12 protein-coding genes are annotated in these 12,741 nt (G+C 60.7%); 9 read left to right on the top strand and 3 right to left on the bottom strand.

Annotation, left to right across the window (positions count from 1 at the left end; translation table 11 throughout):
* Positions 1 to 93 precede the first annotated feature (93 nt).
* Complete coding sequence (locus AC1ROR_RS17285) at positions 94 to 1,059, top strand: dihydrodipicolinate synthase family protein (RefSeq protein WP_498590169.1); 966 nt, start codon at positions 94 to 96, stop codon at positions 1,057 to 1,059.
* Between the two features lie 261 nt (positions 1,060 to 1,320).
* On the opposite strand, the gene AC1ROR_RS17290 is transcribed toward AC1ROR_RS17285, so the two are convergent.
* Positions 1,321 to 2,358 carry an Ldh family oxidoreductase gene (locus AC1ROR_RS17290; protein ID WP_498590170.1) on the bottom strand — a complete coding sequence of 346 codons (1,038 nt, stop codon included), beginning with the start codon at positions 2,356 to 2,358 and terminating at the stop codon, positions 1,321 to 1,323.
* Between the two features lie 537 nt (positions 2,359 to 2,895).
* On the opposite strand from AC1ROR_RS17290, the gene AC1ROR_RS17295 reads away from it, so the two are divergent.
* From AC1ROR_RS17295 to AC1ROR_RS17325, 7 genes are all read left to right on the top strand, one after another.
* Positions 2,896 to 3,702 carry an ABC transporter substrate-binding protein gene (locus tag AC1ROR_RS17295; protein WP_080840107.1) on the top strand — a complete coding sequence of 269 codons (807 nt, stop codon included), beginning with the start codon at positions 2,896 to 2,898 and terminating at the stop codon, positions 3,700 to 3,702.
* A gap of 71 nt (positions 3,703 to 3,773) precedes the next feature.
* Positions 3,774 to 4,439, top strand: coding sequence for an amino acid ABC transporter permease (locus tag AC1ROR_RS17300; RefSeq protein WP_080840109.1), 666 nt, complete (start codon positions 3,774 to 3,776; stop codon positions 4,437 to 4,439).
* Positions 4,440 to 4,451: 12 nt separating this feature from the next.
* Positions 4,452 to 5,105, top strand: a complete 654-nt coding sequence (locus AC1ROR_RS17305; RefSeq protein WP_035224918.1) for an amino acid ABC transporter permease — start codon at positions 4,452 to 4,454, stop codon at positions 5,103 to 5,105.
* Positions 5,098 to 5,820 carry an amino acid ABC transporter ATP-binding protein gene (locus AC1ROR_RS17310; protein WP_020811659.1) on the top strand — a complete coding sequence of 241 codons (723 nt, stop codon included), beginning with the start codon at positions 5,098 to 5,100 and terminating at the stop codon, positions 5,818 to 5,820. The genes AC1ROR_RS17305 and AC1ROR_RS17310 overlap by 8 nt, the downstream gene beginning before the upstream one ends.
* A complete protein-coding gene (locus AC1ROR_RS17315) occupies positions 5,820 to 7,061 on the top strand; it encodes an NAD(P)/FAD-dependent oxidoreductase (protein ID WP_498590171.1) in 1,242 nt (413 codons plus the stop codon). Before AC1ROR_RS17310 ends, AC1ROR_RS17315 begins: the two co-directional genes overlap by 1 nt.
* A 12-nt stretch (positions 7,062 to 7,073) precedes the next feature.
* Positions 7,074 to 8,783 (top strand): cis-3-hydroxy-L-proline dehydratase, encoded by a 1,710-nt coding sequence (lhpI, locus tag AC1ROR_RS17320; protein ID WP_498590172.1) that lies wholly within the window; start codon positions 7,074 to 7,076, stop codon positions 8,781 to 8,783.
* 10 nt (positions 8,784 to 8,793) lie between these two features.
* Positions 8,794 to 9,822 (top strand): trans-3-hydroxy-L-proline dehydratase, encoded by a 1,029-nt coding sequence (locus AC1ROR_RS17325; RefSeq protein ID WP_498590173.1) that lies wholly within the window; start codon positions 8,794 to 8,796, stop codon positions 9,820 to 9,822.
* 268 nt (positions 9,823 to 10,090) lie between these two features.
* Here AC1ROR_RS17325 and AC1ROR_RS17330 read toward each other — a convergent pair whose 3' ends face one another.
* Complete coding sequence (locus AC1ROR_RS17330) at positions 10,091 to 11,113, bottom strand: LacI family DNA-binding transcriptional regulator (protein WP_035224924.1); 1,023 nt, start codon at positions 11,111 to 11,113, stop codon at positions 10,091 to 10,093.
* A 157-nt stretch (positions 11,114 to 11,270) separates the two neighbouring features.
* Positions 11,271 to 11,591 carry a hypothetical protein gene (locus tag AC1ROR_RS17335; RefSeq protein ID WP_003505663.1) on the bottom strand — a complete coding sequence of 107 codons (321 nt, stop codon included), beginning with the start codon at positions 11,589 to 11,591 and terminating at the stop codon, positions 11,271 to 11,273.
* A 293-nt stretch (positions 11,592 to 11,884) separates the two neighbouring features.
* Here AC1ROR_RS17335 and AC1ROR_RS17340 point away from each other — a divergent pair, with 293 nt between their 5' ends.
* The gene (locus AC1ROR_RS17340) at positions 11,885 to 12,688 is read left to right on the top strand and encodes a transporter substrate-binding domain-containing protein (RefSeq protein WP_498590174.1); all 804 of its coding nucleotides are present in this window, start codon (positions 11,885 to 11,887) and stop codon (positions 12,686 to 12,688) included.
* Positions 12,689 to 12,741: the final 53 nt, after the last annotated feature.

A 12,741-nucleotide genomic window follows, 5' to 3' on the forward strand; every position in this document is an offset into this window, starting at 1 on the left:
TCGACAAATAAAATACAAGATTGTAATGTCCTTGTCGAAAGGATGGCGCGGAGGTGCGTCCATTCCCGAAAAACTGTCCCTTAGGAGCTAGTAATGACGGCCAGCATTTTTTCCGGCGTGATTCCCGCCTTGATGACCCCCTGTAAGGATGATCGCACCCCTGATTTCGATGCGCTTGTCCGCAAGGGCAAGGAACTGATCGCCGATGGCATGTCCGCCGTCGTTTATTGCGGTTCCATGGGCGACTGGCCGCTCCTGACGGATGAGCAGCGTATGGAAGGCGTGGAGCGCCTGGTGAAGGCCGGCATTCCGGTCATCGTCGGCACCGGCGCAGTCAACACGGCATCCGCCGTGGCGCACGCCGCCCATGCCCAGAAGGTTGGCGCAAAGGGCCTGATGGTCATTCCGCGCGTCCTGTCGCGCGGTTCGGTCATCTCTGCCCAGAAAGCGCATTTCAAGGCCATCCTCGCAGCCGCGCCTGAAACGCCTGCTGTCATCTACAATAGCCCCTATTACGGTTTCGCCACCCGCGCCGATCTCTTCTTCGCGCTGCGCGCCGAGCACAAGAACCTCGTTGGCTTCAAGGAATTCGGCGGCCCGGCCGATATGCGTTACGCCGCTGAAAACATCACCAGCCGTGACGATGAGGTTACCCTGATGATCGGCGTCGATACCGCTGTCGTCCACGGCTTCGTCAATTGCGGCGCGACCGGCGCCATCACCGGCATCGGCAATGTTCTGCCGAAGGAAGTCATTCACCTTTGCAAGCTGTCGCAGGCCGCCGCCAAGGGCGATGCCGATGCCCGTGCCCGCGCGCTGGAACTGGAACAGGCACTCGCCGTCCTCTCCTCCTTCGATGAAGGCCCGGATCTGGTTCTTTATTTCAAGCACATGATGGTGCTGAAGGGCGACAAGGAATACACGCTGCACTTCAACGAAACCGACGCCCTGACGGACAGCCAGCGCGGTTATGTCGAGGCGCAGTTCAAGCTATTCAACAGCTGGTACGCCGACTGGAGCAAGCTTCCGGGCGCTGTGCAGGCCTGCAAGGCTGCCTGAGATATTGCTGCTGTAAAAAAGGCCCGCAACTGCGGGCCTTTTTTGCATGTGATGAGGTTTGATATCTCTCCTCCGTCATGCCGGACTTGATCCGGCATCCAGCCACGGCGCGTCTGCGCTGTGAAAGGACTCTTCCGCGATCAAGGACTTGATCGCGCTGGACCCCGGATCTAGTCCGGGGTGACGGAGCAGGGATGCTATGTCACCCATGAAAAAAGGCCCGCAATCGCGGGCCTTTTTCATTTCCACATCCAGACGCGGTCAGGAAACCGCATCCAGCCCCTTTTCCAGCAGCCGGTCGAGCCCGGCCATTTCGGCGGCGGTAAGTGTGATGCCTTCGCGTTCGGATTTGGCGCGGGCGGTGAAGCGGCGTCCCGAGGGCAGGCGGGCGCCCTGGCCGATGATGGCGTCGAACAGGATTTCGGCGCGCTGGAACGGATCGCCGGGGCGGCCCTTGGCAAAGGCTTCCGGAGAAAAGGCGACGATCAGCTCGCCATGGGTCGGGGCAAGCGTGGTGGTGCCGAGAAATTCGAGCGCTTCAGGGCTGGTCAGGTCACCGATCATGATGCCGGCGAGAAGCTCGATCATGGTGCCGATGGCTGATCCCTTGTGGCCGCCAAAGGGCAGCATGGAGCCGGCAAGAGCGGCTTCCGGATCGGTCGTCGGCTTGCCGTCTGCATCCAGAGCCCAGCCTTCCGGCAGTTTTTTTCCCGCCCGTCGGTGCAGTTCTATTTCACCGCGTGCCGCCACGGATGTGGCGAAATCAAAGACGTAAGGGGAGGTGTCCTTGCGCGGCCAGCCGAAGGCGAAGGGGTTGGTGCCGAGCAGCGGCTTGCTGCCGCCGGTGGGCGCGACTGTGGAATAGCTCGGGCACATGACGAGCCCTGCAAGACCATTCGAGGTAAGGCCCTCGACTTCCGGCCAGAGCGCCGAGAAATGCGTGCAGTCATTGATGACGAGCGCCGCGATACCGGAGCGTTTTGCCCGCTCCACCAGAACCGGCAGGCCAAGCTCAAAAGCGGGATTGGCAAATCCGCCATTGGCGTTGACCTTCACTATGGCGGTGCCGTCGTCCTCTGCGACTTCCGGTATCGCATCGGGCTTCACCTTGCCGGCCTTGACGGTGCGCAGGGCGCCTTCAATACGGTAGATACCGTGCGACTTGCAGGCGTCCCGCTCACCCGCCGTGATGACGCGTGCGAGTGCCCCGGACTGGACGTCGTTGAGGCCGGCCTTGCGGAATATCGCCTCGACCCTCTCGGAAAGCCCGTCAATGGTCAGGGTGGTGGTGTCGCTCATCATAATTCTCCGATAGTGGTCCGCACATTTTGAATACATAAAGTATACAAAGGTAGGTCTATTGCAACTCGTCTTTTTGGTGAGGTGCTGGAAATCAGGTGTTTCCGATAGAGAATTTTCGTCATCCGTGACGATTTCCCCGGCCTTGCTCCTGTGATTTTCTCCGACATCCAGCCGGCCTGTTTCCATGGATTCCTATTTTCACGAACCTCCCCGCACACTCGACGTCATCCTCGGGCTTGACCCGAGGATCCATCGATTTCAACGGGTTATGGATCCTCGGGTCAAGCCCGAGGATGACGGCGGAGAGGTTTTGTCTCCTTCCTGACCAGCACTTGGTCGAAACCTTCGCGAAAACGCGCTTCGACATCCCGCCATTTCCTCGTGCGCTATTTATCCCCGATGCTCGCTCTTATTGTTCGCAGGTGCAAAAATTCTTTTTGTATACTCCTTGTATTTTTATGTTGATTTATCGCCGCCATAGGGAAATAGTGACCGCGCCTTCAAAGGCAGACCAATTGTGGGAGCAAATAAAGAATGAAAAAATCGGTCATCGTCGCCGGCCTGCTGGCCGCCACTTTCGCTATTACGCCGGCCAAGGCCGACAAACTTGACGACATCATTTCGTCCGGCACGCTGCGTTGCGCTGTCGTGCTCGATTTCCCGCCCATGGGCGCGCGTGATGACGCCAACAATCCGATCGGCTTCGATGTCGATTATTGCAACGACCTCGCCAAGGCGCTCGGCGTTACCGCTGAAATCGTCGAAACGCCTTTCCCTGAGCGTATTCCCGCGCTGATGTCGGGCCGCGTCGATGTCGGCGTTGCTTCGACCTCCGATACGCTGGAACGCGCCAAGACGGTCGGCATGACGGTGCCTTACTTCGCCTTCGAAATGGCCGTTACCGCCAACGACAAGTCCGGCATCAAGTCCTTCGAAGACATGAAGGGTAAGACTGTCGGCGCAACGGCCGGTACATTCGAAGCCATCGCGCTCGAAAAGACGGTCAAGGAATGGGGCGTCGGTGAATTCCGTCCGTACCAGACACAGGCCGATGTGTTCCTCGCGCTCAGCCAGGGCCAGATCGACGCCACCGTTTCCACCTCGACGGTTGCGCAGTCCAACGTCAAGGGCGGCAAGTTCGCCGGCATCTCCGTGGTCGGCAAGGCGCCCTATGACATTGACTATGTCGCGCTCTTCACCAACCGTGACGAATACGGCTTCATCAACTACCTGAACCTCTTCATCAACCAGCAGGTTCGCACCGGCCGTTACGCCGAACTCTATGAAAAATGGGTTGGCGGTGAAGTTCCCTCGCTCACCGTCAACGGCGTTTATCGCTGATCAGGACTTTTCGTAAACGGCGCGGTCAAGATGATCGCGCCGTTGATCGTTTCTGAAGAGGCGGGACGCCCATGTTCAACTATACATTTCACTGGAATCAGGCGCTGAAGGCTTTGCCGCAGCTTCTGGACGGTGCGGTGGTGACGCTGCAGATTGCCATCCTGTCGATGGTGATCGGCCTTTCCTTCGCCATCCTGCTGACGCTGTTCCGGCTCTCCGGCAACCGCATTCTCGGCGCTTTCGCCTCCGTCTGGGTGGAAATCGCCCGCAACACGCCGGCACTGTTCCAGATCTACATGGCCCATTTCGGCCTTGGCAATTTCGGCATTCACCTCAGCCCCTATACCGCGCTTCTGGTCGGTATCGCCTTCAACAATGCCGGTTATCTCGCGGAAAATTTCCGCGGCGCGCTAAAGGCCATTCCCGATACGCAGACGCGCTCCGGCCGCTCGCTCGGCATGACCTCGATGCAGACCTTCCGGCTGATCATCCTGCCACAGATGTTGCGTGTCGCCTTTCTGCCGGCCACCAACCAGATGGTCTGGGCGATCCTCATGACGTCGCTCGGTGTCACGGTCGGCATGAATACGGATCTTGCCGGCGTCACGCAGGCGCTTAATGCGCGCTCGTTCCGCACCTTCGAATTCTTCGCGCTCGCCGCGGTCATCTATTATGTGATCGCCAAGATCGTCACGCTCGCCGCCAGATTGCTGGCCTGGCGTCTGTTCCGTTACTGAGAGAGGTGAGCCATGTTTGAAACCGCTCTCACCTGGAGTGATCTCGCCTTCCTGGCCAAGGGTGCCGGCATGACGCTCGCCGTCACCGCCGTCGCCGTCACGGCAGGCACCATCATGGGGATCATCTTCGGTATCATCCGCTTCCAGCTCGGGGCCTACTGGTCGCTGCCGCTGACCTTCGTGCTGGATATTTTCCGCTCCGTGCCGCTGCTCATCCAGCTCGTCCTCGGCAACGCCTTCCAGTCGATCGCCAAGCTCGGCTGGCCGCCCTTCACCACTTCTTGCGTGGTGCTGTCGCTCTATACGGCGGCCTATTGCACGGAAATCGTGCGTGGCGGCATCGGCGCCGTGCCGTCCAACACGCGCCGCGCCTGCCGGTCGCTGGGCATGACCTGGTCGCAGGACATGCGATACATCGTGCTGCCACTTGCCACCCGCGTGTCGCTGCCCTCCTGGATCGGGCTGACGCTCGGTGTCATGAAGGATTCGGCGCTGGTGCTGTGGCTTGGCCTCATCGAGCTTCTGCGCGCCTCGCAGATCCTCGTCACTCGCCTGCAGGAACCGCTGACGATCCTGATGATCTGCGGCGCCATCTACTTCCTTATCAGCTTCCCCATCGCCCGTTTTGGCGGGTATCTCGAAAGACGGTGGTCCCCCAATGATTGAGATCGAAAACGTCCGCAAATCCTTCGGCCCGCTGGAGGTTCTGAAAGGGATCAACCTCACCGTCAACAAGGGCGAGGTCGTCACCATCATCGGCGGCTCCGGTTCCGGCAAGTCGACGCTGCTGACCTGCATCAACGGCCTCGAGCCGATCGACAGCGGCAAGATCGTCATCGACGGCACCGAGGTGCATGCGAAGTCCACGGACCTCAACAAGCTGCGCCGCAAGGTCGGCATCGTCTTCCAGCAATGGAACGCTTTCCCGCATCTGACGGTGCTCGAAAACGTCATGCTGGCGCCCCGCAAGGTGCTCGGCATCTCGAAGGAGCAGGCCGAAGAGATTGCGGTCAAGCAGCTGACCCATGTGGGTCTTGCCGAAAAGCTGAAGGTCTATCCAAACCGCATGTCGGGCGGTCAGCAGCAGCGTATGGCGATTGCCCGCGCGCTTGCCATGTCGCCGGAATATATGTTGTTCGACGAAGTCACCTCCGCGCTCGACCCGATGCTGGTCGGCGAAGTGCTCGATACGCTGAAGATGCTGGCGGATGAAGGCATGACGATGATCTGCGTCACCCATGAAATGGCCTTTGCGCGTGATGTCTCGAACCGCGTCGCCTTCTTCCATCAGGGCGTGATGGCGGAAATCGGCACGCCGGACCAGCTGTTCGGCGCGCCGCAGCATGCCGAGACGCAGAAATTCCTGGCGAGCGTGCGGTAATGCCAGCCAATGATGTCATCGTCATCGGGGCCGGCGTCGTTGGCCTCTCGGCGGCAATCGCGGCGCAGGGCCGTGGCCTCTCGGTCACGGTCATAGACCGCGAGGGTCCGGCGGCGGGTGCTTCGGCTGGCAATGCCGGCGCCTTTGCCTTCACCGATATTCTGCCGCTCGCATCGCCCGGCATTCTCTGGAAGGCGCCGAAATGGCTGCTCGATCCGCTCGGTCCGCTCAGCGTGCCACCGGCCTATGCGCTGAAGATCGCGCCGTGGATGTTCCGCTTCTGGCGGGCCTGTGCCGCCTCGAAGGTGGAACATTCCACCGCCGCCCAGACGGCGCTGATGGATCTGTCGAAGGCCAGGCTCGAGCCGTTCCTTAAAAAGACCGACACGATCGCCATGCTGCGCAAGGAGGGCAACCTCCAGGTCTATGAAAGCGAATCCGAATTCGAAAGCTCGCTTCCCGGCTGGAAGGCGCGCGAGCGGCACGGCATCGAGTTCCGCCACCTCAATGCCGAGCAGATGGCCGAAATCCAGCCTGGCATCGCGCCGCGTTTCACCTGCGGCACGTTTACGCCCGGCTGGTATTCCATCGCCGATCCCAAGCTTTATACGCTCGCACTGGCCGAGCATTTCCGCGCCATTGGCGGACGTCTCGAACGCCTCGATATTGCGGCGCTGAGGCCGCTTGAATACGGGATCGAGGTGGTGAGCCATGACGGGCGCAGCCGTAAGGCCGGCAAGGTCGTGCTGGCGGCAGGCGCTTTTTCACATCGCATTGCCCGCTCGCTCGGGGAAAAAATTCCGCTGGAAACGGAACGGGGGTATAATACCACCCTGCCGGCCGGTGCTTTCGATCTGCGCACGCAGATCACCTTCGGCGGCCATGGTTTTGTCGTCACGCGGCTTTCTTCCGGCATCCGCGTCGGCGGCGCGGTGGAACTGGGTGGGCTTGAGCTTGCCGCCAATTTCGCCCGCTCCGAAGCGCTTTTGAAAAAGGCGGCGAGCTTCCTGCCGGGTCTCAAAACCGAAGGCGGCAAACAATGGATGGGCTTTCGCCCTTCGCTGCCGGACAGCCTGCCGGCCATCGGCCAGGCACGGCACACCGCACGGGTGGTCTACGCTTTCGGCCACGGCCATCTGGGACTGACACAATCGGCGGGCACGGCCTGCATCGTCGCCGATCTTCTGACGGGACAAAAGCCCGCCATCGATACAAGGGCATTTTCGCCACAACGTTTCTGACGGGGATTTCCGATGTCTTCTTCCCTTTCGACAACAGCCGTTCCTGAAGCCCGCAGCATTTTGGTCGGTGCGGCTGAAGGTCCCGTGATCGCCACGACGGAAGCGTTGAGTTTCTGGGGCGGGGTCGATCCCGCCACCGGCCGGGTCATCGACGTGCACCACCCGCTGCACGGCATCTGTCTCACCGGCGGCGTGCTGTTCATGCCCACCAGCCGTGGGTCCTGCACCGGTTCGGGCGTCCTGCTCGATCTTATCCTCACGGGCCGTGCGCCCTCGGCGCTGGTCTTCTGCGAGGCCGAGGATGTGTTGACGCTGGGCGCGCTCGTCGCGGCGGCAATGTTCGGCAAGCCTCTGCCGGTGCTGCGTCTTGACGCGGAGAATTTTGCCCGGTTCTCAAAGGCTGCTCGTGTCCGTATCGATGAGAAGACCATCGAGGCCGATGGCGTTTCCCTTGCCGTCACACCACCGGCGACGGCGCATCTTGATCTTAAGGGTGACGACAGGGCAATGCTCGACGGCCGCGACGGCATTGCCGCGCAGCAGGCGATGCGCATCATCATCGCCATGGCCGCCCAGCAGGGGGCGTCAGCGCTTGTCGATGTCACGCAGGGCCATATTGACGGCTGCATCTATGCGAGCCCCGCCAATCTCACCTTCGCGGAGAAAATGGCCGACATGGGCGGCAGGGTGCGCGTGCCGACGACGATGAACGCCATTTCGGTGGACAAGGCGCATTGGCGCGCGCAGGGCGTGCCGGAGGATTTCGGCGATCCGGCCGCAAGGCTGGCGGATGCCTATGTACGCATGGGCTGTCGCCCGACCTTCACCTGTTCGCCTTACCTGCTCGACAGCGCTCCGAATGCCGGCGAATCCATCGCCTGGGCCGAATCGAATGCCGTGATTTTCGCCAATACGGTTCTTGGCGCTCGCACGGCCAAACATCCGGACTTTCTCGATCTCTGCATCGCGATGACGGGCAGGGCGCCGCTTTCCGGCGTTTATCTGGAGGAAAACCGCCGGCCGCAGCGCATTGTCGATGTGGCTTTGCCGCAGGGCGTGGACGATGCGTTCTGGCCGCTCATCGGTTATCTTGCCGGCAAGGCCGCGCCGGATTGCATTCCGCTGCTGCGTGGCCTTGGCCCTGCAAAGCCGTCGCGGGATGATCTCAAGGCGCTCTGCGCCGCCTTCGGCACCACCTCCGCCGCGCCCATGCTGCATATCGAGGGTGTGACCCCGGAAGCCGGGCTTACGCCTTTGGAAACAGCCGAGACCGTCACCATTTCGCTTGCCGATATGGCCGCTGGCTGGTCGCTGCTGAATGAGGGGCCGGAGGACGTGCAGCTTGTCGCCATCGGCAGCCCGCATGCCTCGCTGGAGGAGTGCCGCGCGCTCGCCGCTGTGCTCGCCGGCCGCAAGCGGCATGCGGATGTCGCCGTCATCGTGACAGCCGGGCAGCAGGTCATCAATGCGGCCGGCCAGGACGGCACCTTGAAAAGCCTGCATGACAGCGGGGTGCAGGTGCTGCCTGATCTTTGCTGGTGCTCCATTTCCGAGCCGGTTTTCCCGACGAAAACCCGCGCCTTGATGACCAATTCCGGCAAATACGCCCATTACGGACCCGGCCTCAGCGGCCGTGCAGTGCGCTTCGGCAGCCTTGCCGATTGCGTTGAAAGCGCGCTGACCGGCCGTGCCCCATCCCTTCTTCCTTCATGGCTTTCCTAAGGAGTTTTGAATGCGCAGTATCAAGACCGTTCATGTCATTTCCGCCCATGCGGAAGGCGAAGTGGGGGATGTGATTGTCGGCGGTGTCAGGCCGCCGCCGGGCGAGACGATCTGGGAACAGAGCCGTTTCATCGCCCGCGATGAGACGCTGCGCAATTTCGTGCTCAACGAGCCGCGCGGCGGCGTGTTCCGCCATGTCAATCTTCTGGTGCCGCCGAAACATCCCGACGCGGATGCCGCCTTCATCATCATGGAGCCGGAAGATACGCCGCCCATGTCCGGTTCCAATTCCATCTGCGTTTCCACCGTTCTTCTGGATGGCGGTATCGTGCCGATGCAGGAGCCGGAAACGCATATGCTGTTGGAAGCGCCGGGCGGGCTGGTGAAGGTGCGTGCCGAATGCCGCAACGGCAAGGCCGAGCGCATTTTCGTGCAGAACCTGCCGAGCTTTGCCGCAAAGCTCGATGTCGAACTCGAGGTTGAAGGCGTCGGCACGCTGAAGGTGGACACGGCCTATGGCGGCGACAGCTTCGTCATCGTCGACGCCGAAGCGATGGGCTTCAGCCTGAAGCCGGAAGAGGCGCATGAGATCGCCCGCCTCGGCGTGCGCATCACCAATGCCGCCAACAAGGCTTTGAGCTTCGAGCATCCCGACAACCCGGACTGGCGGCATTTTTCCTTCTGCCTGTTTGCCGGCAAGGTGGAGCGCACGGCCGAAGGCCTGCGGGCAGGGGCGGCCGTCGCCATCCAGCCGGGCAAGGTGGACCGTTCGCCAACAGGCACGGCACTTTCAGCCCGCATGGCGGTACTGCATGCACGCGGCGAGATGAAGGAGGGGGAGACGCTGACGGCAGTGTCGCTGATCGGCTCTACCTTCACCGGACGTATTCTTGGAACCACCAAGGTCGGTGATCGTCCGGCCATCCTGCCGGAAATCTCCGGTCGCGGCTGGATCACCGGTATCCACCAGCACATGCTCGATCCGTCCGATCCGTGGCCGGAAGGGTATCGTCTGACGGATACGTGGGGCGCGCGGTAAGACCCTCGCCTGTCATCCTCGCCCTTGAGGCGAGGATCTATGGGTTGCCGAATCTGTGGATCCTCGGGTCAAGCCCAAGGATGACGTCGAGATGGGGGAGCGATGATATTTCTTCTCCCCGCCGGGGAGAAGGTGGCCCGAAGAGTCGGATGAGGGGGGCAACGCTAACGATATGCGGGGAGCTAGCCCCCTCATCCCGCTGCCGCGGACTTCTCCCCCTTGGGGAGAAGAAGCAAGCAGCACCCGCTCGTTCCCCCTGGCTAGAGTCTCACCCACCCAGCCGCTTCGTTGTCTCCCGCACGATCAGCTCGAAGCCGACATCCACCCTCGCACCCTCGGGAACAATGGCATCCTTTTCCGCCTCCAGTATCGAAAGCAGCAATTCGCCCGCCCTGCGGCCGATCATCTGGGCATCGACGCGGATCGTTGAAATCGCCGGGTAACATTGGCGGCCGATATCGAAATCGCCGAAACCGAGAATCGAGACCTGATCGGGCACATGAATGCCACGGCGATGACATTCCATCAGCGCGCCGACGGCGGAAATATCCGATACGGCGAAGATGGCCTCGACATCTGGCGCCTTGGCCAGCAGCGAGCCGAGGGTCTTTGCCCCGTGGTCATAGGAGACCGGGGCGCTGCCTTCGCGGATGATGAGATCGTCGGCAATGCCGGCTTCACGCAGGGCCGCGCCGAAACCGAGCAGGCGGCTTTCGCCGCGCCAGTCCTTCACATCGCCATCGGCCCTTGAGCCAAGCGCGCCGATTCGCCTGAAGCCGAGCGATATCAGATGTTTGGCGGCAGTTCTTCCCACTTCGTAATTGGAAAAACCGACCGCGTGATCGATCGGGTGTTCCGGCACATCCCAGATTTCCACGATCGGGATCCCGGCGCGCATCAAAACTTCGCTCGCCATCTTGGTATGCACCGTGCCGGCGACGACGATGGCATCGGGGCGGCGCTCCATCATGGTGCGGATGACGCGTTCTTCTTCCTGCAGATCGTACATGGTGTAGCCGATCAGCAATTGGTAATCGGCTGCGCGCAGCGCATTGGCAAGCCCCTGTGCGCTATCGGCGAAGTTCGAGTTGGTGAGTGTCGGCAGGATGGCAGTGATGAAATTGGTGCGGCGGGAGGAAAGCGAACCGGCGATCCGGTCTGGCACATAACCCAGCTTCTCGATGGCTTTCATCACCTTCTGGCGTGTCTCTTCCGACACCAGCGCGGGATCGGCCAGCACCCGCGAGACCGTCATCTTGGAGACGCCCGCGAGTTTCGAGACATCGCTCATGGTAGCTTTTTTTGACGTGACTAACGCTGCGGCCAAGGGCGTGCGCTCCACCAAAGCATGTCTCCCTAAATTCGAACCGGTTCAGGACAAGACATACACGAAGATATCAAGGGAAAGCACGCCGTATGATTGCAGATCGATGCGGCGTGCACCGGATTTATGCGACGCGGCTATAGACCAGATGGTAAAAACGCCCGTCGCACATGCTCATCATCTCATCCGTCAGCACCCGGCCTTCCAGCCGGACGGGGGAAACCAGCGCTTCCTCCACTGCTTCCATCGACGGATAGTCGATTTCCTGCACCATGATGATCGAGGCGGCGTCCGGGTCCGTGCGCTCGGTGCGCATCACCCGCACCGCCTGTGCATTCGGCATGCGTTTCCAGACCGGCAGCAATTTCTCCTCGACGATGCGGAAAAATTCCTCCTCCCGGCCGGGGTGAATCCTGCCTTCGAAAATTGCCGAGCGTGTGTACATGTTTCCTCCCGAATGATTGCCGACCGAAACAGTTCTGTAGATCGGACTTGCAATGATACCGATAACATGCATTATTGATCCTGCCAAGAACGTGAAACGGTGTCGAACAGAGGAAAATCGATAACCAGCCAAAAACATTGAATTTAATGGGAAATTCATCTGGTTTTGTGCTTTCGCGGTTTCTTGGGAGGAGTTTTTAGTCAATCGCGTTAAAATGTTATCGAGAACATTTTTCGGTTTGCGCAAGGCCGCTGTTCCATTTGGGCAGCCACTATAAGGTTGGAGGAGAAACCATGAGAATTTCAAGATTTCTGAAGAACATGACCGTTGCCGTCGGTGTTGCAGCAGCAACGCTTGCTGCCAGCACATCCGCCCATGCCGTCTCGCTCAGCGAGATTACGGCGCGCGGCAAGGTCAAGATCGGTGTTCTGACCGGTGCGCCGCCGATGGGCATGGTGGATGAGAAGGGCAATCCTTCCGGTTACGACGTTGATGTCGCCAATCTCATCGGCTCTTACCTGTCGCTGCCGGTGGAGCTGGTGCCGCTGACACCGCCCGCCCGCATCCCCGCACTTCAGACCGGCAAGGTCGATTTCCTTGTTGCCACACTTGCGCCGACCGGTGAACGCGCCAAGACCGTGATGTTCACGCAGCCCTACAGCGCCTTCAACATGGACATCATCTCCGGCAAGGACCAGAAGTTCGAGAATCTCGACAGCCTCAAGGGCAAGCGCGTTTCGGTCAATCGCGGTTCCTCGCAGGAAACCGCGCTGCGCAAGGCCAATGTCGAAGGTCTCGAAATCGTCGTTTACGAAGACGATTCCACCAGCGCCCAGGCTTTGCTCGCCGGTCAAGTTGATGCTGTCGCCCTGCCGTCCACGGTTGGCGAAGCGATCATCAAGCAGCGTCCGGAAGCCGGTCTGCAGGTTGGTTTCACCTTCTTCCAGCAGGGCAATTCCATGGCGACCAAGCTTGAGGACTTCGAGCTGCGCCAGTGGCTGAACACCTCCATCTACCTCATGAAGATGTCCGGCGATCTCGACCGCATCTCGGTCAAGTGGACCGGCCGTCCGCTGCCGCAATTGCCAAGCTTCTGATTGAGCCTTTCAACGCGCCCGCCGGGAAGACTTCCGGCGGGCCCGGGAAATGT

The sequence above is a fragment of the Agrobacterium sp. GW821-FHT14E08 genome (assembly GCF_058803865.1).